At 61.2% G+C, this 18,745-nt stretch carries 21 protein-coding genes and 2 pseudogenes; 12 read left to right on the top strand and 11 right to left on the bottom strand.

The features are described 5' to 3' along the window. Positions 1 to 261, bottom strand: a complete 261-nt coding sequence (locus EPZ47_RS28825; RefSeq protein WP_135847748.1) for an accessory factor UbiK family protein — start codon at positions 259 to 261, stop codon at positions 1 to 3. Positions 262 to 676: 415 nt separating this feature from the next. Between EPZ47_RS28825 and glnK the strand changes: the two genes are divergently transcribed. The 4 genes from glnK (at position 677) to sutA (ending at position 3,446) form a co-directional block, all read left to right on the top strand. After that, positions 677 to 1,015: a P-II family nitrogen regulator gene (gene glnK, locus EPZ47_RS28820; RefSeq protein ID WP_002555808.1), complete on the top strand. Its 339-nt coding sequence runs from the start codon at positions 677 to 679 to the stop codon at positions 1,013 to 1,015. A gap of 33 nt (positions 1,016 to 1,048) precedes the next feature. Beyond that, on the top strand, positions 1,049 to 2,383 hold the full coding sequence (locus tag EPZ47_RS28815; RefSeq protein ID WP_135847747.1) for an ammonium transporter: 1,335 nt from the start codon (positions 1,049 to 1,051) through the stop codon (positions 2,381 to 2,383). A gap of 212 nt (positions 2,384 to 2,595) precedes the next feature. Next, positions 2,596 to 3,021, top strand: coding sequence for a secondary thiamine-phosphate synthase enzyme YjbQ (locus EPZ47_RS28805; protein ID WP_135847745.1), 426 nt, complete (start codon positions 2,596 to 2,598; stop codon positions 3,019 to 3,021). 101 nt (positions 3,022 to 3,122) lie between these two features. Then, positions 3,123 to 3,446 (top strand): transcriptional regulator SutA, encoded by a 324-nt coding sequence (gene sutA, locus EPZ47_RS28800; protein WP_135847744.1) that lies wholly within the window; start codon positions 3,123 to 3,125, stop codon positions 3,444 to 3,446. A 200-nt stretch (positions 3,447 to 3,646) separates the two neighbouring features. Here the strand turns inward: sutA and EPZ47_RS28795 are convergent, their stop codons facing one another. From EPZ47_RS28795 to lptM, 6 genes are read right to left on the bottom strand one after another with little or no spacing between them, the layout of a single operon-like run. Continuing rightward, positions 3,647 to 4,351: an HAD family hydrolase gene (locus EPZ47_RS28795; RefSeq protein ID WP_135847743.1), complete on the bottom strand. Its 705-nt coding sequence runs from the start codon at positions 4,349 to 4,351 to the stop codon at positions 3,647 to 3,649. Beyond that, the gene (xerC, locus tag EPZ47_RS28790; protein ID WP_135848082.1) at positions 4,348 to 5,247 is read right to left on the bottom strand and encodes a tyrosine recombinase XerC; all 900 of its coding nucleotides are present in this window, start codon (positions 5,245 to 5,247) and stop codon (positions 4,348 to 4,350) included. The genes EPZ47_RS28795 and xerC overlap by 4 nt, the downstream gene beginning before the upstream one ends. A gap of 2 nt (positions 5,248 to 5,249) precedes the next feature. Continuing rightward, positions 5,250 to 5,975, bottom strand: coding sequence for a DUF484 family protein (locus tag EPZ47_RS28785; protein WP_135847742.1), 726 nt, complete (start codon positions 5,973 to 5,975; stop codon positions 5,250 to 5,252). 13 nt (positions 5,976 to 5,988) lie between these two features. Next, positions 5,989 to 6,819, bottom strand: a complete 831-nt coding sequence (gene dapF, locus EPZ47_RS28780) for a diaminopimelate epimerase (protein ID WP_123416265.1) — start codon at positions 6,817 to 6,819, stop codon at positions 5,989 to 5,991. A 4-nt stretch (positions 6,820 to 6,823) separates the two neighbouring features. After that, positions 6,824 to 8,071, bottom strand: a complete 1,248-nt coding sequence (gene lysA / locus EPZ47_RS28775; protein WP_135847741.1) for a diaminopimelate decarboxylase — start codon at positions 8,069 to 8,071, stop codon at positions 6,824 to 6,826. A gap of 9 nt (positions 8,072 to 8,080) precedes the next feature. After that, complete coding sequence (gene lptM / locus EPZ47_RS28770; protein WP_109752655.1) at positions 8,081 to 8,251, bottom strand: LPS translocon maturation chaperone LptM; 171 nt, start codon at positions 8,249 to 8,251, stop codon at positions 8,081 to 8,083. Between the two features lie 202 nt (positions 8,252 to 8,453). Here lptM and cyaY point away from each other — a divergent pair, with 202 nt between their 5' ends. From cyaY to rnk, 3 genes are all read left to right on the top strand, one after another. After that, entirely contained in the window at positions 8,454 to 8,786 is a 333-nt protein-coding gene (gene cyaY, locus EPZ47_RS28765) for an iron donor protein CyaY (protein WP_135847740.1), read from the top strand. Positions 8,787 to 8,790: 4 nt separating this feature from the next. Further along, positions 8,791 to 9,006 (top strand): DUF1289 domain-containing protein, encoded by a 216-nt coding sequence (locus EPZ47_RS28760; protein WP_135847739.1) that lies wholly within the window; start codon positions 8,791 to 8,793, stop codon positions 9,004 to 9,006. A gap of 213 nt (positions 9,007 to 9,219) precedes the next feature. Continuing rightward, the gene (rnk, locus tag EPZ47_RS28755; protein ID WP_135847738.1) at positions 9,220 to 9,630 is read left to right on the top strand and encodes a nucleoside diphosphate kinase regulator; all 411 of its coding nucleotides are present in this window, start codon (positions 9,220 to 9,222) and stop codon (positions 9,628 to 9,630) included. Positions 9,631 to 9,635: 5 nt separating this feature from the next. On the opposite strand, the gene EPZ47_RS28750 is transcribed toward rnk, so the two are convergent. From EPZ47_RS28750 to EPZ47_RS28740, 3 genes are all read right to left on the bottom strand, one after another. After that, on the bottom strand, positions 9,636 to 12,479 hold the full coding sequence (locus tag EPZ47_RS28750) for a class I adenylate cyclase (RefSeq protein ID WP_135847737.1): 2,844 nt from the start codon (positions 12,477 to 12,479) through the stop codon (positions 9,636 to 9,638). Positions 12,480 to 12,657: 178 nt separating this feature from the next. Then, a complete protein-coding gene (locus tag EPZ47_RS28745) occupies positions 12,658 to 12,903 on the bottom strand; it encodes a TIGR02647 family protein (protein ID WP_135847736.1) in 246 nt (81 codons plus the stop codon). A gap of 213 nt (positions 12,904 to 13,116) precedes the next feature. Continuing rightward, positions 13,117 to 13,401 (bottom strand): hypothetical protein, encoded by a 285-nt coding sequence (locus EPZ47_RS28740; RefSeq protein WP_135847735.1) that lies wholly within the window; start codon positions 13,399 to 13,401, stop codon positions 13,117 to 13,119. A 124-nt stretch (positions 13,402 to 13,525) separates the two neighbouring features. Here EPZ47_RS28740 and EPZ47_RS28735 point away from each other — a divergent pair, with 124 nt between their 5' ends. After that, the gene (locus EPZ47_RS28735; RefSeq protein ID WP_135847734.1) at positions 13,526 to 14,185 is read left to right on the top strand and encodes a glutathione S-transferase family protein; all 660 of its coding nucleotides are present in this window, start codon (positions 13,526 to 13,528) and stop codon (positions 14,183 to 14,185) included. A gap of 123 nt (positions 14,186 to 14,308) precedes the next feature. Here the strand turns inward: EPZ47_RS28735 and argH are convergent, their stop codons facing one another. Then, the gene (gene argH, locus EPZ47_RS28730; protein ID WP_135847733.1) at positions 14,309 to 15,703 is read right to left on the bottom strand and encodes an argininosuccinate lyase; all 1,395 of its coding nucleotides are present in this window, start codon (positions 15,701 to 15,703) and stop codon (positions 14,309 to 14,311) included. A 135-nt stretch (positions 15,704 to 15,838) separates the two neighbouring features. On the opposite strand from argH, the pseudogene EPZ47_RS31005 reads away from it, so the two are divergent. The 4 genes and pseudogenes from EPZ47_RS31005 to EPZ47_RS30545 all read left to right on the top strand — a co-directional run. After that, a pseudogene (locus tag EPZ47_RS31005) lies at positions 15,839 to 16,169 on the top strand (sensor histidine kinase); the annotation flags it as partial. Beyond that, a complete protein-coding gene (locus tag EPZ47_RS28725; protein WP_135847732.1) occupies positions 16,166 to 16,912 on the top strand; it encodes a LytR/AlgR family response regulator transcription factor in 747 nt (248 codons plus the stop codon). The pseudogene EPZ47_RS31005 and the gene EPZ47_RS28725, both read left to right, overlap by 4 nt. Before the next feature lie 138 nt (positions 16,913 to 17,050). After that, positions 17,051 to 17,992, top strand: coding sequence for a hydroxymethylbilane synthase (gene hemC, locus EPZ47_RS28720; RefSeq protein ID WP_135847731.1), 942 nt, complete (start codon positions 17,051 to 17,053; stop codon positions 17,990 to 17,992). Continuing rightward, a pseudogene (locus EPZ47_RS30545) lies at positions 17,989 to 18,735 on the top strand (uroporphyrinogen-III synthase); the annotation flags it as partial. The gene hemC and the pseudogene EPZ47_RS30545, both read left to right, overlap by 4 nt. Between the last annotated feature and the right edge of the window lie 10 nt (positions 18,736 to 18,745).

Genomic DNA, 18,745 nt, shown 5'->3' with positions numbered 1-18,745 from the left:
TTACTCCTGTGCTGGAGCCAGTCGCGCTTCCATTTCCGCGACCTTGGCCTCCAGGCTTTCGAGCCGCGCCCGGGTTCGGGCCAGCACGACCATCTGACTGTCGAATTCTTCCCGGCTCACCAGGTCCAGCTTGCTGAACCCGCTTTGCAGCAGGGCCTTGAACTGGCTTTCTATTTCGCTTTTGGGCAGTGGAGTATCACCGCTCAAGAGGCGGGAGGCGTGGCCGCTCAGGGCGTCGAGGAGATCTTTGGGCGCAAGCATGTGCAGGTGTCCTGAAAACGATGGCGGGCAGTGTATCACGCAGTGTCTATAGTCAATTTGCACGCAAGGGATGCACGCTTTTCGCGCATGGGGTCGGGCATCGCTGCACTGTTGTTGTGCGTATCGCTGCGGTTCGTGGTGCGGCGCACGCGGGCGCGGTGGCCAAGAGGCTGAAATCAGAGGGTTTGGGCACAGATGGCAAGCTTTCTGCTTAGAGGCTGATGACCCATGCACTGATGCAGTCGTTGTGACGAATGCAGTGCAGCAGGCGGAGCGGGGAGTTTCGTCAGGAGCGGTTAACTGGCACCTGTCGGGCTACTTGGGCCGACGATGCGTTACAAAGCCAGGCACTGCGCTTAGACTTGAGTCGGGTTTGTTTTCCTGGGGCAAGTCCACCAATTCGGGAGAGAGTTTCATGAAGCTAGTCACTGCCATCATCAAGCCGTTCAAGTTGGACGACGTGCGCGAGTCGTTGTCCGAGATCGGCGTGCAGGGCATTACCGTTACTGAGGTCAAAGGCTTCGGTCGGCAGAAAGGTCACACCGAGCTGTATCGTGGCGCGGAATACGTGGTCGATTTCCTGCCCAAGGTGAAGATCGATGTCGCCATTGACGACAAGGATCTTGACCGGGTGATCGAGGCGATCACCAAGGCCGCCAACACCGGCAAGATCGGTGACGGAAAAATCTTTGTGGTCAATCTGGAACAGGCTATTCGCATCCGTACCGGCGAAACCGATACCGACGCTATTTAAGCCGCCAAACCCAACGCCCCAGGAGAAAACAATATGACTCTGCGTAAATTCGCAGGGCTAGGAGCCCTGTTGTCCTTCGCAATGCCTGGCCTGGCCATGGCAGAAGAAGCGGCAGCCCCAGTCCTGAACTCCGGCGATACCGCCTGGATGCTGACTGCCACGATTCTTGTACTGTTCATGACCATTCCCGGCCTGGCGCTGTTCTACGGCGGCATGGTTCGGTCGAAAAACCTTCTTTCCGTGATGATGCAGTGCTTCGCCATTACCGGTCTGATCAGCGTCCTGTGGGTCATTTATGGCTACAGCATCGCGTTCGACACCACGGGCATGGAGCAGGGCGTCGTCAACTTCAACTCTTTCGTGGGCGGCCTGGGCAAAGCCTTCCTGGCGGGTGTCACCCCGTCCAGCCTGACCGGTCCGGCGGCGCTGTTCCCTGAAGCGGTGTTCATCACCTTCCAGATGACCTTCGCCATCATCACCCCGGCCCTGATCGTCGGCGCCTTCGCCGAGCGGATGAAGTTCTCCGCCATGCTGATCTTCATGGGCGTGTGGTTCACTCTGGTGTATGCGCCGATTGCACACATGGTCTGGTCCGGTAACGGCGGCCTGCTGTGGGACTGGGGCGTGCTGGACTTCGCCGGCGGCACCGTGGTGCACATCAACGCCGGTATCGCCGGCCTGGTGGCGTGCCTGGTGCTGGGCAAGCGCAAAGGCTTCCCGACCACGCCGATGGCGCCGCATAACCTCGGTTACACCCTGATGGGCGCTGCCATGCTGTGGGTTGGCTGGTTTGGCTTCAACGCCGGCTCCGCCGTCGCCGCCAACGGCACCGCCGGCATGGCGATGCTGGTGACTCAGATTGCCACTGCCGCCGCTGCATTGGGCTGGATGTTTGCCGAGTGGATCACCCACGGCAAGCCAAGCGCACTGGGCATTGCCTCGGGCGTGGTAGCGGGTCTGGTTGCGATCACTCCGGCTGCCGGCACCGTGGGCCCGATGGGTGCCCTGGTCATCGGTCTGGCGGCGGGCGTGGTGTGCTTCTTCTGCGCAACCACCCTCAAGCGCAAACTCGGCTATGACGATTCCCTGGACGCCTTCGGTGTGCACGGCATTGGCGGTATCCTCGGCGCGATCCTGACCGGCGTGTTTGCAGCACCGGCCCTGGGTGGCTTCGGCACCGTGACCGATATCGGTGCGCAAGTGTGGATTCAATTCAAAGGTGTGGCCTTCACGGTGGTTTACACCGCGATCGTCACCTTCATCATCCTCAAGGTGCTGGACGCCGTCATGGGTCTGCGTGTCTCCGAGGAAGAAGAAGCCGTGGGCCTGGACTTGGCCCAGCACAACGAGCGTGGCTACAACCTGTAAGCACACGCAATAAAAAATGCCCGGCTTGCCGGGCATTTTTTTGTCTGGAATTTGTCAGTGCTCACACAGAGTGCTGGTTTTTCCGACGCCTTTTGTTGTGTAGGCGACATGGGTTTTTCTGCGGCCAAAGGCTTACATGGAAGCAGGCGCATTAGGCCCTTTGTTTTTTCCCAGAGCGCGCTAGAATGCGCGCCGAACGTGCGGAGATCTGTATGTGGCAACAGACGCTGATAACCCTGCGGGCAAGGCCTCGGGGCTTTCATCTGGTAACGGACGAGTTACTCGCCGGCCTGCCTGAACTCCAGGCGTGTCGTGTCGGTCTGTTGCATCTGTGGCTGCAGCATACCTCGGCCTCGTTGACCATCAACGAGAACGCCGATCCGGCGGTACGTCGAGACTTCGAACGGTTTTTCAATCGGCTGATCCCACAAGGAACCGCCGATTATGAGCACAACGACGAAGGCCTTGACGACCTCCCGGCGCACTTCAAGGCTAGCGTGCTTGGTTGTCAGCTCAGCCTGCCGATCACGGCAGGACGGCTGGCGCTGGGTACCTGGCAAGGTGTCTATCTGGGCGAGCACCGGGATCATGGCGGTGCTCGTAGAGTCCTCGCCACTTTGTACGGTGATGGGGCATAACCGCTGATTGCCGGCGGATGTTGAATTTTTTCTGGCAGCCTTCGACAGATGGCGAAGCTGGGCTATAACTAATCTGCTTTTCGCAAGTCATGAGGTAGAACATGAGCGACGATGATCTGGAAAACGACGACCTCGAAGTAGGTGACGAAGACGAGGCTGAAGAAGGCCTTGAAGCAGCGGCTGAAGACGTTGCCGATGATGAGGGGGCCGATGTACCGGTCCCTACCGCCAAAGGCAAGGCCAAGGCGGCAGTGTCGGTCGACGAGTTGCCGAGCGTAGAGGCCAAGAACAAGGAGCGTGACGCGCTCGCCAAGGCCATGGAGGAATTCCTGGCCAGGGGTGGAAAGGTGCAGGAAGTGGAGGCCAATGTGGTCGCTGATCCGCCCAAGAAGCCTGATAACAAGTACGGCAGCCGCCCTATCTGAGTTTCTGCTTGCTGAAAAAGCCCGCCGTCGCTGCGGGCTTTTTCATGGGCTGGATAAAATTTTCAGGCTAAGCACCGTCCCTGTGGGAGCGAGCTTGCTCGCGATAGCGGTTTACCTGTCACATCAATGCTGGATGTGCCGCCGCCATCGCGAGCAAGCTCGCTCCCACAAAGGGGCTTTGGCGGCTACAGAGCAGGGGTTCAGCGCTGGCTATGCCAGCCCGCCAGCAACCCCGGTAGCTCAGTCAGGCTGCGAATCTCTGCATCCGGCGCATGATCGGCGTCCCAGGTCTTGCCCGCCGGGTTGAACCACACCGCGCGCAGGCCGGCCTGTTGGGCACCGGCGATGTCATCGCCTGGATGATCGCCAATGTGCACGGCGGTCTGCGCCGTGGCGCCGCCGCGTTGCAGGGCTTCGTGGAACAGTCGGGCGTCAGGTTTGGCGATGCCGATGTCTTCTGCGCACAGGGCAAACTTGAAATAATCCGCCAACCCCAGGCGACGCACGTCGGCGTTGCCATTGGTGACCACGCCGAGGGCGAAATGGTTGGCCAGGATTTCCAGGGTGGGCTGCACCTCGGGGAAAATCTCCAGTTGATGACGGGCATGCAAGAAGGTCTCGAATGCCTGGTCCGCCAGTTCAGACGCTTGCCACTGGTCGTAGCCGGCTTCCTGCAATGCACGAAACAGCACCCGCCGGCGCAACGCGCTGATGCGATGCTTGAGGGTGGGCTCTTCGCGCAGCACCTGTTCGCGAATGGCAAACAGGTGCTCCACCGGCAAGCCGCCCAGATTCGGTGCGTTGTCGGTCAGCCATTGGCGTAAGACGGCTTCGGCGCTGGCGATCACGGGGGCGGTGTCCCACAGCGTGTCGTCGAGGTCGAAAGTGATGAGCTCGATGGTCATGATTCGTCGCCCTTGATGCGTTTGGCCCTGGGGTGGGCACTGTCATAGACCGTTGCCAGGTGCTGGAAGTCCAGGTGGGTGTAGATCTGGGTGGTCTTGATGTCCGAGTGGCCGAGCAGTTCCTGGACGGCACGCAGGTCCTGGGAGGACTCCAGCAGATGGCTGGCAAAGGAGTGCCTGAGCATGTGCGGGTGCAGGTTCTGCCCCAATTCCCGTTCGCCGGCCGCCTTGACCCGTACCTGGATCGCCCGCGGACCGAGGCGTCGGCCTTGTTGGCTGACGAACACCGCGTCGTCGGCGGGGTTGGTCAGCGCCCGCAGCGGCAGCCACAGTTCCAGGGCTTCGCGGGCCTTGCGGCCGATGGGCAGCAGGCGGGTCTTGCTGCCCTTGCCGAGCACCTGGACCATGCCGTCGGCCAGGTCCAGTTGATCCAGGTTCAACCCCGTCAACTCCGATAGCCGCAGGCCGGAAGAATAGAACAGCTCGAGGATCGCCTGGTCTCGCCGTGCCAGGAAGTCGTCCTCGACGGCACCTTCAAGCAGTTGCAGGGCGCGATCGGTGTCGAGGGTTTTCGGCAGGCGGCGTTCGCCCTTGGGCGGCGCCAGGCCGGTGGCCGGGTCGTGATCGCAGAGACCTTCGCGGTTGAGGTAGTGGTACAAGCCGCGCACTGCCGACAACAGTCGCGCCAGGCTGCGGGAGGATTGCCCTTGTTGGTGCAGGCGGGCGATCAGGCTACGCAGGCGCTGGATGTCCAGCGCTGACCAGCTGCCAATGTTCTGTTTCTGGCACCAGCCCAGGACTTTGTCCAGGTCGCGACGATAGGCCGACAACGTGTGGGGCGACACCTGGCGCTCACTGCGCAAGTGTTCGCAGTAGGCGTCCAGTTGCCGTTCCATCATCAGCGTACCGAGCGCAGCGAACCGGCAACCCGTGGCAGCACCCGGCCGGTGACTTCGGCGATGTAGCTCAGGAACAATGTGCCCACCGAGCTCTTGTAGTGCTGCGGATCGCGGCTGGCGATGGCCAGCACACCGTGCACGCCCTGATGGGCAATGGCGACGACGGCGGTGGAGCCGATCTGCTTGCGCTGCTCTTCACCGAACAGGAAGTCCAGTTCATGCTCGCGCAGGCTGCCACTGACGCTTTTGTTTTCCGTGAGCAGGCCGCCGATGGCGGTCTGTGCATCGGCATGAGTCACCCAGCGGCCCACCGGCATGGCGTTGTCGCCAAACAGGATCAGGCTGACAAAAGGTACCTGGAAATCCTGGCGCAGGCTGTCTTCGACACTCATCACCAGGTCTTCGAGGGTGCTGGCGTCCATCAGCGCCAGGATCAATCGACGGGTCTTGTCGAAGAGCCGATCATTGTCCCGTGCCACGTCCATCAGGTGCGAAAGTCGATGGCGCATCTCGATGTTGCGCTCGCGCAGGATCTTCATCTGATGTTCCACCAGCGACACGGTGTCGCCGCGCCGGTGGGGGATGCGCATCGTCGCAAGCAATTCTTCGTGCTCGACGAAGAAGTCCGGATGAGCCTCCAGGTAAGCGGCTACCGCCGCGGCCTGCGGGAGCGGGCTAGGGGATTCGTCGGGCTGTGGGGCTGGAACCTGTGGCTGGTCGGTCATGGGTTTGGCTCACTCAAAGACGAACTTGTCCTTCGTATACGCGTACTGCCGGACCGGTCATCATCACCGGTTGGCCGGGGCCTGCCCATTCGATGGACAGGCGCCCGCCAGGCAGGTCGATCAACAATGGCGAATCCATCCACCCCTGGCTGATCGCAGCGACTGCGGCGGCGCAGGCGCCGGTACCGCAGGCCTGGGTTTCCCCGGCACCGCGCTCCCAGACGCGCAATTGCGCACGGTGGCGATCGATGACCTGCAGGAAACCGACATTCACCCGCGCAGGAAAGCGCGGATGGTGCTCGATTTTCGGCCCCAGCTCATGCACCGGAGCACTGTTGATATCGGTCACTCGCAGCACGGCATGGGGGTTGCCCATGGACACCGCCGCCAGTTCCACGGTGGTGCCGTCGACGTCCACCTGATAGCTCAGGGCCTGGGCCGGCGCTTCGAACGGAATGTCCGCCGGTACCAGGCGCGGGGCGCCCATGTTGACGCCGATCTGGCCGTCGCTGCGTACATCCAGTTCGATGATGCCGCTTTTGGTTTCGACGCGAATCTGCCGTTTGGCGGTCAGGCGCTTGTCCAGCACAAAGCGGGCGAAGCAGCGCGCACCGTTGCCGCATTGCTCCACTTCCGAACCGTCGGCGTTGAAGATCCGATAGCGGAAATCCACGTCCGGGTTGTTAGGTGCCTCGACGATCAGCAACTGGTCGAAACCGATACCGGTGTGCCGGTCGCCCCATTGCTTGGCGTGCTTGGGCAGGATGTGCGCGTGCTGGCTGACCAGGTCAAGGACCATGAAGTCGTTGCCCAGGCCGTGCATCTTGGTAAAACGCAGCAGCATGGTTTTACTCCGGCAGCAGGCTTTCGCCGGCAAACAACTCGGCTACCGTCTCGCGGCGACGCACTTGGAATGCCTGATCACCGTCCACCAGCACCTCGGCGCAGCGGCCGCGGGTGTTGTAGTTGGAGCTCATGACAAACCCGTAGGCGCCGGCCGAGTGCACGGCCAGCAGATCGCCTTCTTCCAGCGCCAGCTCCCGGCCCTTGGCCAGGAAGTCACCGGTTTCGCAGATCGGCCCGACGATGTCATAGCTGCGAGCAGCGGTATTGCGAGGGCGCACCGCGGTCACGTCCATCCACGCCTGGTACAGCGCCGGGCGGATCAGGTCGTTCATGGCCGCATCGACGATGGCGAAGTCCTTGTGCTCGGTGTGCTTGAGGTATTCGACCTGGGTCAGCAGCACGCCGGCATTGGCGACGATGTAGCGGCCCGGCTCGAACATCAGCGCCAGGTCACGCCCTTCGAGGCGCTCACGCACCGTCTTGATGTAGTCGGCCACCAGCGGCGGCTCTTCGTCGCGGTAGCGCACGCCGACACCGCCACCGAGGTCGATGTGACGCAGGTAGATGCCGCAATCACTGAGGCGGTCGACCAGCGCCAGCAGGCGGTCGAGGGCATCGATGAAGGGTTCCAGGGTGGTCAGCTGCGAGCCGATGTGGCAATCGACACCCAGCACTTCCAGGTTTGGCAGTTGGGCGGCGCGCACGTACACGTCTTCGGCGTCGGCAATGGCGATGCCGAACTTGTTTTCCTTGAGACCGGTGGAAATGTACGGGTGGGTACCCGCGTCGACGTCCGGGTTCACGCGCAGGGAGATCGGCGCGCGGACACCCAGCTCGGCGGCGACGATCTGCAGGCGCTCCAGCTCGTCGGTGGATTCGATGTTGAAGCAGTGCACACCGACTTCCAGTGCGCGGCGCATGTCTTCACGGGTCTTGCCGACCCCGGAAAATACGATCTTGTCAGCGCTGCCGCCAGCGGCCAGGACGCGTTCGAGCTCACCACCGGAGACGATGTCGAACCCCGCGCCCAGACGTGCCAGGACATTGAGCACACCCAGGTTGGAGTTGGCTTTTACGGCGAAACACACCAGGTGCGGCATGCCGACGAGGGCATCGGCGAAGGCCAGGTATTGGGCTTCGATGTGAGCTCGGGAATAGACGTAGGTCGGCGTGCCGAAACGCTCGGCGATCGCGGACAGGGCAACCCCTTCCGCGAACAGCTCCCCGCCACGGTAGTTAAAAGCGTCCATGGCGTTCCCTTAGTAAGTGGTGTGGGTGTCGTGCGCGTGGGATTTGGCTTGCGACGACTTGGCCTGCTCTTCAGGGGACTTGCTGTCATCAGGCAGGTACAGCGGACCTTTTTGACCACAGGCTGTTACAAGGCAGGCAACCGCGACGAGCGCAGCAAGGGAAGAGATCAGGCGCTTCATGGCGAAATCCTTGAAAATGCGTTAATTGCGCCGGAGTATACCGGCCACCCGGCAGCTTGCCTATGCGACGGGGCTCCCGTCCGGCGGGCCTGGGCATTTGACGGCGCCGCCGGTCGTCGGTCGGTATATCCTTTGCAATCATCGGGACGCGCCCGTATCTTGCGGCGCTTGAGCATGAGCAGACATTTTTGAGGTTGCCACAATGAGTTTGACTGAAGCCCGTTTCCACGATCTGGTCGATAGCACCCAGCAGACGCTGGAGGATGTGTTTGACGAAAGTGGCCTGGATATCGATCTGGAGAGCTCCGCTGGTGTGCTGACCGTCAAGTTCGAGAACGGCAGCCAGTTGATCTTCAGTCGCCAGGAGCCGTTGCGGCAGTTGTGGCTGGCAGCGGTCTCCGGTGGCTTCCATTTCGACTACGACGAGGAAAGCGAGCGCTGGATGTGCGACAAGAGCGAAGAGCAGTTGGGCGAGATGCTCGAGCGCATCGTCAAGCAGCAGGCTGATGTAGAACTCGATTTCGAAGGCCTGTGACCGCGTGAGCCAGACCGGAACGGCGCGGCCGCCCAAGCCGCTCTACAGTAATGTCAGCCCGGCGGTGCCGTCGCCGTGTACCAGCGTGTGCAAGCTGGATGAACAGAGAGTCTGCCTCGGCTGTTTCCGTCATGTGGAGGATATCCGCGAATGGCGCTCGGCCGATGATGAGCGGCGGCGGGTCATCTGCGCCGAGGCGCTCAAGCGCAAATCCCGGTAGGAGCTGCCGAAGGCTGCGATCTTTGGATTTTGATCTTTGGGGGCTTTCGTTTAGTACTCAATTGTCTGGGGCAAGATCGCAGCCTCGTTGCACTCGTCGGCGCCTACTGTTAGTGTCCGGCTACGCCTCAACTCATCGAGGCCCGTGAAAACCCCGCCTTTTTGTGGCGGGGTTTTGCTTTTTTCGTGCAGAAGAACGGAGTCTGCCAGGATCATGACCGCACCTTCCATTACCCTTACCCGTCTGGACGTACAGCGTCTGGAACGCCTGATCGACAGCCTTGATGAAACGCTGCCGGGCGTGATTGCGCTGCAAACCGAACTGGATCGCGCCGAGAACGTGGTGGGCCACGATGAAGTGCCCGCCGATGTCGTGACCATGAACTCGCGCGTGCACTGCCGCGAAGAAAGCAGTGGCAAGGATTACCACCTGACCCTGGTTTACCCGCAGGACGCGAATGCCGACGACGGCCGGATCTCGATCCTGGCTCCGGTGGGCAGTGCATTGCTGGGCCTGAAGGTCGGCCAGCATATTGACTGGCCGGCGCCGGGTGGCAAAACGCTGAAGCTGACGTTGCTGGGTGTGGAATACCAGCCTGAAGCGGGCGGTGATTTCCACCTCTGAGCACGTCAGGCCAAGGCCAGTGCCTCGTTCAGCGCGCGTTCCAGGTCGGCCTTGTAGCGCAGGTACAAATTACTTGAGCAGCCACCGTCACCTACCAGGCCGGAGAGGTCCAGGTCGGTGATGTAGCAGCGGTAGCGTTCGGTCTCGCGACGCTGTCCAACGATCTCCTTGGCGACCACGCGGAACAACTGGTCGCCATGCTCCAGCTCCGAAAACTCCTGCTGATCGCAATACAAGGTGACGTGCACTTGCCCGTGCGCGACTTTGCCGATAATGGCCTGTACGTCGTAAAACGGTTTGTTCACCGGTGTCTGCGGCGCCTGCCGCGACTCGATCCGTCGTGCCCGTCCGCTGCCTGAGGGCAGAAGCTGGTAGTACAGGGTTTCCAGGCTCAACGGTTGGGTGGCATCCATCGGCAGCAAAGCGTCGCGGCGGTACAGCACCGATTGCAGAAAGCGCTGCAAGGGCACCAACAGGCTGTGTTCGTCGTGATAGGGCAAGCGCTGTTGCCACAAGGCGTTGAGTTCATCGAGCACGTACAGCTCGGCGTCGTGCTCGTTGACCCGATAGAACACTTGGATGCACTCAGGCTGGCCCATGGGCAAGAGCAACGCCAGGTCGTGGTCTTCCAAGGCCATCGGATCAAGGTGCAGCGGGCTGTAGGCCGTCAGTTCCTCGCCCAGGTAGTCCATCAGCGCCGACAGGCTGCCCAGCGCCACATGGTTGACCTGGCCGGGCACCAGTTCCAGTACGTGATAGTGCTGCTGGACCTGAAGCAGATAACGGTGATTGAGCCGGCTCAACAGCAGGGTCTGGGCCGTTTCGAAGACTTCTTCGACCCGCCGTGCAATGAACTGGGCGCGGTTGTGGCAGAAACAGCGTACCTGCAAACGCGGCTGGTGCTGCGTGACGGGCAGGTCGTTGAGGTAGTCGCGCAGGCAGTCGAGCAGGGCGTGCTCATCGTCAAAACGGTTGACCAGCACTTCATTCCAGCTGTTGAGCGTGACCTGGTCGAGGGTCAGCACCAGGTTCTCCCGTACCCCGGCGTAGCTCAGGGAGTCGGTACGCTCGGTGGTCATCAGGATATTCAGGTCGCGGTGATGCTTGAGCGGGTCGACGCCGACGTTCACCAGGATCAGCACTTCGCTAGGCACGCTGGCACGCAATAACTGTTCTTCGTCGACCGTGGTCAGGGGCAGGGCGATGGACTGTTGCAGGCTGCCCAGCAGATTGAACAGTTCGAACTCGCTCAGGTCGCTTTCCCCGGGGTGCAGCGCCAGGCGCGTGCTGCTGTCAATCACGCCGTTGCGATGGCTCCAGGTCAAGAGCTCCAGCAACTCGCGGCTGCGCTTGATTGGCGCGAAGTTCTCCCACTCCAGGGCGTTGAGGCTGCCGTTATACAAACCCCACTGGTGCTGTCCCGGCTCTTTCTTATTAGGTGACTGGACCAGTGTCAGGGTGTCTTCGGCCAAGTCCGGGGCAATGCCGGGGTTGATGAACTCGACCTTGTCGGCCTTGCGTTCGAAGGCGGCGTACAACCGCCTGCCGAGGACGTTGAGGTCGCGCTTGTTGATCAGACTGACGGTTTTCTCGTTGCGGGCAAACTGGGTCAGGAAGCGATAGCTGTAGGTCAGCTCGTTGACCAGCGCCCGTCGCTCGGTGCTGACCTGGCGTACCTTCCACTGGCTGCGGCTGTCGAGCAGTGCCAGTTGGCGTTGGTCCCAGCCCCATTCCCGGGCCAGTCGCTCGAGCAGCACCCGCTGCCAGCCGCTGCTGCGCGCCTGGCCGGTGAGCTTGCGATTGACCTTCAGGTACAGCGCCCGGCGGATCAGTTCCAGGCGTTCGGGTTCGCCGCGGGCATTGAGGTATTCCTCGAGGCGGCGATAAACCACCATGTATGGGTCCAGCTCTTCCAGGTCCAGGTTGTTGGCAAACACGGCTTGTTTGAAGCGCAGGCTCAGACAGCGGACGTTCGGGTGTTCGCTGGCATACACCTCGGTCAACAGTAGCTTGAGCACTGACTTGTAAGGCGATTCGATGCCTTTGAACAATTGCCAGAGCCCGGCGCCGATGAATTCTCCTGCCGGGATGTAGGCCAGATGCCCCAGGTCCAGGGTTTCATCCGCGCGGATAAAGCGCTTGGAAATCAGTGTGTGGGTGTACTGCTCATAATCTTCTTCTTCGTAGACCGGCACCAGCCACCAGATGGGCGTGCGCCCGGCCAGCCAGATGGCGGTGCGGTAGAACTCGTCCAGCAGCAGGTAATGTTGGGTCGTACCGCAATCGTCGGAACTGAGCTGGTTGTCCCGCTCGCCTCGCACGAAGCGCGCCGGGTCGATCAGGAAAAAATGTGCTTCGGCCCCCTGAGTCGCGGCCCAGATCTCCAGCAGCTGGCATTTCCTGTGCAGCTCGGCCAGTTCCTCCTCGCTCAAGTCCGGGCCGTGGCAGACCCACACATCCATGTCGCTCTGATCGGCCTGGGCCAGCGTGCCAAGGCTACCCATCAAGAACAGGCCAAGAATGGGGCGCGGCGGGTTACTGCCGTGGCGCGGCTTGTAGGAAAACGAGCGGGTCAGCCGCTGGGCTTCGGCCAGGACGCTGGCATCGGGTTCATAGTTCGACAGCCCGGCAGGCGTGCTGCCCGAGACGTAGCCGGGCAACAGGGGATGGTTGACGTGGAAAAACAGCGGCAACAGCGTCAACACACCTTGCTGGCGGGTCGATAGGCCTTCCAGGGCGCGCTCCATCCGGACGCTGTTGAGCTTGAGAAAACGTGCGCGCAACTGGCTCAGGACCTTGCGGTCGATTCCCTCGTCCAGATCGGGGCGTATTTCGTGATTGCGGGTCATGTCAGCTCAAACCGCTCGCGGCGTCGAACGTGGGAGATCACAGGTGATGGCAGTTTAGCGTCCGATCGGCGGAATTCTTAAGCTGAAATAGGGTTTTAACAGCAGAATCTTTACGCGGGGCGCCAGTACGCCTGCGGAAATCTCGCTGAAGGAGATTTCCGTGGGCGGCAGGGGAGAATCAGGCGGTTTCTTGAACGCTGAGTATCGTCAGAACGGTTTGTACACTTTGTGCAGCATCGCGCCCCAGGCTGGTCAGATAACCGCCGTCGGGTTGGTCGATCAGTTCTTTTTCGTACAGGCGTTGGGCAGCGGCAATGGCTTTCGGGGCAGCGGTCTGATGAATTTTCAGGCCTTCCTGGGAACTGTCCAGGTTGAAGAGTGCAAGGATTTCCAGTTCGGCAACCAGCTCAGGGGTAAGCGACATAAGGACTCCAGACTTTCTAGGAATTTGGACGACAGCGACACTAAGGTGAGCGCACTCGGCCGGGCTGTCCAGTGTCAGCGTCATGCTTTTTTTGTTTAAAGCGATTCTTTTGTGGCGACGGAGCTTGCTCCCGCTCGGCTACGCAGCAGTCGTCAAGCTAGTGGGGCCGCTTCGCGCCCCAGCGGGAGCAAGCTCCCTCGCCACAAGAGCGGTTCAGTTCTTTTCCGGCGGCAACTCAGGCAAGGCGCGCAAGGCGGCTTCATACCACTCGGTATTGAAGGCACGGTCCTCCTCCAGGATCGCGTCAATTTCCACCGCCAGCACATGGGCCATCAGGTTGAGAATTTCTTCGCGCTCATAACCCACCAGGGTCAATTTATTCAAAACAGCCCTGGCTGCTGGCGGGTTTTCGCTTTCGATCTGGTTTTCGATGGCTTCGATCAGCGTCGATTCGACAAATTCTTCTTCGTCGTTATCGATATCGGTTGGCTCGCTCATGGCAGGCTCCTGGGAGAAAGGGCGCCAGTTTACCTGCATTCAGCGGCGTGATGCGCCTGGCGAGAAACGCCTCGGCAGTCTATAACGCAAGGCTGCCAACCCCGCACGGCCTGGAGGCTTTGTAATGCTCAAGCTTTATGGTTTCTCTGTCAGTAATTATTACAACATGGTCAAACTGGCACTGCTGGAGAAGGGCCTGCCCTTCGAGGAGGTGCCGTTCTTTGGCAACCAGACGCCGGAAGCCCTGGCCATCAGCCCGCGCGGCAAGGTGCCGGTGCTGAAGACCGAGCAGGGTTTTATCAACGAGACCAGCGTGATCCTCGAATACATCGAGCAAACCCAGCCAGGCAAGGCCCTGCTGCCCAGTGACCCGTTCGAACGTGCCCAGGTGTTGGCCTTGTGCAGGGAGATCGAGCTGTACATCGAGTTGCCCGGGCGGGCCTGCTATGGCGAGGCATTTTTCGGCATGTCGGTACCCGAGGCCATCAAGGAAAAGACCAGGGCCGAATTGCTGCTGGGGTTCGCCTCGCTGGGCAGGCACGGTAAATTCTCGCCCTACGTGGCAGGCGATAGCTTGAGCGTTGCCGATCTGTATTTTTTCTACAGTGTTTCGCTGGCGTGTCAGGTGGGCAGGAAACTGTTCGATATCGACCTGCTGGCGGATATGCCAGCGGCCAAGGCGCTGATGGAGCGCTTGGGGCAGAACCCGCATGTGCAACGGATTGCGGCGGATCGAGAAGCGGCGATGCCGGGGTTTTTGGCGATGATCGCGGCCAAGAAGTGAGTTTTGTGGTGTTCTGAAGGACGCTTTCGCGAGCAAGCCCGCTCCCACATTGGATCTCTATATGTTCACAAAATTTGTGTTCACTGAAGATCTACTATGGGAGCGGGCTTGCTCGCGAAGCTTTTAGCGGCTGGCGAGCAACGCCTGGCCGCGCACAACCGCTGCCTTGACCTGCGCCGGTGCCGTGCCGCCAATGTGGTCACGGGCATTGACCGAACCTTCCAGGGTCAGCACCGCAAACACGTCCTGCTCAATCTGGTCGCTGAACTTGCGTAGTTCGTCCAGGCTCATCTCTGCCAGGTCCTTGCCGCTGTCCACACCGTACTTCACGGCATGGCCAACGATTTCATGGCAATCACGGAACGGCAGGCCACGGCGCACCAGGTAATCGGCCAAGTCAGTGGCGGTGGAGAAACCGCGCAGGGCCGCTTCGCGCATTACGGCATGCTTGGGCTTGATCGCCGGAATCATGTCGGCAAAGGCTCGCAGCGAGTCGCGCAGGGTGTCGGCGGCGTCGAACAGCGGTTCCTTGTCTTCCTGGTTGTCCTTGTTATAGGCCAGCGGCTGGCCTTTCATCAGGGTCAACAGGCCCATCAGTGCGCCGAACACCCGGCCACTCTTGCCCCGTACCAGTTCCGGCACGTCGGGGTTTTTCTTTTGCGGCATGATCGAGCTGCCGGTGCAGAAGCGGTCCGGCAGGTCAATGAATTGGAATTGCGCACTGGTCCACAGCACCAGCTCTTCGGAGAAGCGCGACAGGTGCATCATCGCGATGCTCGCGGCAGCGCAGAATTCGATGGCGAAATCGCGGTCCGAAACGTTATCCAGCGAGTTGCCGCCCACGGCGTCGAAGCCGAGCAGTTGCGCGGTGTATTGGCGATCGATCGGATAGGTGGTACCGGCCAGCGCGGCGCTGCCCAGGGGCATGCGGTTGGTGCGCTTGCGGCAATCGACCAGGCGCTCGTAGTCGCGGCTGAGCATTTCGAACCAGGCCAGCATGTGATGCCCGAAGGTCACCGGCTGAGCGGTTTGCAGGTGGGTGAAGCCCGGCATGATGCTTTCGGCCTCACGCTCGGCTTGTTCCAGCAGGCCTTTTTGCAGGCGGGTGATCTCGGCCAGGATCAGGTCGATTTCATCGCGCAGCCACAAGCGGATGTCGGTAGCCACCTGGTCGTTGCGGCTGCGACCGGTGTGCAGTTTCTTGCCGGTCACGCCGATGCGATCGGTCAGGCGTGCTTCGATGTTCATGTGCACGTCTTCAAGATCGATGCGCCAGTCGAACTGGCCGGCTTCGATTTCATCCTGGATGGTTTTCAAGCCATCGATGATGCTGTCGCGCTCGGCATCGGTCAGCACGCCGACCTTGGCCAGCATGGTGGCGTGGGCGATCGAACCCATGATGTCGTGGCGATACAGGCGCTGGTCGAAGTTGACGGAGGCGGTGAAGCGGGCGACGAAGGCGTCGACGGGTTCACTGAAGCGGCCGCCCCAGGACTGATTGGTCTTGTCAGTGCTCATGAATTCGCTCGTGATCGGCTGAAGAAAAAATAGCGGGTTAAGGCTGCGGCGGATGATAGCAGGGTTGTCGGGGCTGGCGCTGGCACTGGTCGGCAGGTTTTTTGCGCACAACCCGAGCATTTAATGAGGCTTTTTGCGCAACGATATTTTCCGATTGAGCAATATCGTCGTGGCAACCGTCTACAGTGGACGGTAGGACTTTTGCTTTTTCCATCCATGGCGCAGCGGACGAATAGAAAAGGGGGAGCTCATATTGGTCAGATCGAGTGTTAACAATCCCTACGGCGACGCCGTGCGACAACGGGTCTCGAGCATCTATCGGCAGGCGCTGGTAAAGATAGGCAACCGCCTCGCGGCACTTTTTGGCCCTCGAGCGAGTCTTAGCGTGGATCGCGGTGACGGATGTCACTTCCCCTGTCTACGCTATCCTTGTGCGAGACTCACGCAGGAATCCAGCGCAATATGAATGTCCTGATCGTTGATGACGAACCACTGGCCCGTGAGCGCCTGAGCCGAATGGTCGGCGAACTCGAGGGTTACAGTGTCCTGGAGCCGAGCGCCACCAATGGCGAAGAGGCGTTGGCCCTTATTGACAGCCACAAGCCGGATATCGTACTGCTCGACATTCGCATGCCTGGCCTGGATGGCTTGCAGGTCGCGGCGAAGTTGTGCGAACGAGAGTCGCCGCCCGCCGTGGTGTTCTGTACCACCCGGGACGACTTTGCGCCCGAAGTCCTGCAGGCCGGCGCCGTGGGCTATCTGGTCAAGCCGATCGCTGCCGAGGCGCTGGTTGAAGCCTTGCGCAAGGCCGAGCGGCCCAATCGGGTGCAACTGGCGGCGTTGACCCGTCCGGCAGCCGAAAGCGGCAGCGGCCCGCGCAGCCACATCAGTGCGCGCACCCGCAAAGGCATCGAGCTGATCCCGTTGAACCAGGTGGTCTACTTCATTGCCGACCATAAGTACGTGACCCTGCGCCATGAGAGTGGCGAGGTGTTGCTGGACGAGCCGCTCAAGGCCCTTGAAGACGAGTTCGGCGAGCGCTTTGTTCGCATCCACCGCAATGCCCTTGTGGCGCGTGAGCGAATCGAGCGTTTGCAGCGCACCCCTCTGGGGCACTTCCAGCTGTTTCTCAAAGGGCTCAATGGCGATGCGCTGATTGTCAGTCGGCGACACGTGGCCGGTGTGCGCAAGATGATGCAGCAGCTTTAGCGCCGTGTTCCAAGGCGTGCCATGTGCTGCATTCCCAGGACATTGACGGCCAGGGAGGCCTTGGGGTCGTGATTCAAGTCAAAGCGGTTTTGGCTGAGCTGTTATTATCTGCCGTATCTTTTAAGTACGGATTGATCCATGTCCCCTCGCGAGATCCGCATCGCCACCCGTAAAAGTGCCCTGGCCCTCTGGCAGGCCGAATACGTCAAAGCCCGTCTGGAGGCTGCCCACCCAGGCTTGCTCGTGACGCTGGTACCCATGGTCAGTCGCGGTGACAAGCTGCTGGACTCGCCATTGTCAAAAATCGGCGGCAAGGGCCTGTTCGTCAAGGAGCTGGAAACCGCTTTGCTGGACAACGAAGCCGACATTGCCGTGCATTCGATGAAAGACGTGCCCATGGACTTCCCCGAAGGCCTGGGCCTGTTTTGCATCTGTGAGCGGGAAGATCCGCGCGATGCATTCGTCTCCAATACGTTTTCCAGCCTTGATGCACTGCCTGCCGGCAGTGTGGTCGGCACCTCCAGTTTGCGTCGTCAGGCACAGTTGCTGACCCGTCGGCCGGATCTGCAAATCCGTTTTCTGCGTGGCAACGTCAACACTCGCCTGGCCAAGCTCGACGCCGGTGAGTATGACGCGATCATCCTTGCCGCCGCGGGCCTGATCCGCCTGGGCTTCGAAGATCGAATCACCTCGGCCATCAGTGTCGACGACAGCTTGCCAGCGGGTGGGCAGGGGGCGGTGGGCATCGAATGCCGCAGCGCCGACAGCGACATCCACGCCCTGCTGGCGCCGCTGCACCACGAAGACACCGCCACCCGGGTGTTCGCCGAGCGAGCTCTCAACAAACATCTCAATGGCGGTTGCCAGGTGCCCATTGCCTGTTACGCCGTGCTGGAAGGCGAGCAGGTCTGGTTGCGTGGCCTGGTGGGTGATCCGAACGGTGGCCGGCTGCTCAGCGCCGAGGCCCGGGCGCCGCGCCGCGATGCCGAGGCTTTGGGCGTGCAGGTTGCCGAAGACCTGCTCAGCCAGGGCGCCGATGACATTCTCAAGGCGGTCTACGGCGAGGCCGGCCACGCGTGACGGGCTGGCGACTGCTGCTCACCCGGCCGGCGGACGAGTCGTCGGCGCTGGCGGCTGTCCTGGCTGACGCGGGGGTGTTCAGCAGCAGCCTGCCGTTGCTGGATATCGAGCCGATCCCCGTATCCGATGCCGAGCAGGCGATCCTTCAAAGGCTGGACCAGTATTGTGCCGTGATCGTGGTCAGCAAACCCGCCGCGCGCCTGTGTGTCGAACTGCTGCGCCAATACTGGCCCGAGCCACCCGACCAGCCATGGTTCAGCGTGGGTGCGGCCACCGGACAGATCCTTGCCGATGCCGGCCTCACCGTGTTTTATCCCGATAACGGCGATGACAGCGAAGCCTTGCTGGAGCACCTGGTGTTACGCCAGGCTATCACCCGGCCCGATCCCAAGGTTCTGATCGTGCGTGGCGAGGGCGGACGCGGGTTGCTGGCGGAGCGTTTGCGCGAGCAAGGTGCTAGTGTCGATTATCTGGAGTTGTACCGGCGCGGTCTGCCCCACTATGGCGAAGGTGAATTGCCAGCGAAGGTTGCAGCGGAACGCTTGAACGCCCTGGTGGTCAGCAGTGGGCAGGGCTTCGAGCATCTGCAGCAGCTGGCTGGCGATGCGTGGCCCGCCCTGGCGCGATTACCGTTGTTTGTTCCAAGCCCGAGGGTTGCCGAGATGGCGCGTGCCGCCGGGGCCCGAACAGTTGTGGATTGCCGTGGCGCCAGTGCCACGGCTTTGCTGGCGGCGTTACGGGAACAATCCGTGC

Source organism: Pseudomonas viciae (genome assembly GCF_004786035.1).
Lineage (GTDB): Bacteria > Pseudomonadota > Gammaproteobacteria > Pseudomonadales > Pseudomonadaceae > Aquipseudomonas > Aquipseudomonas viciae.
Note: the sequence above shows the minus strand (reverse complement) of the source record. Positions and strands in the feature narration are given on the sequence as shown.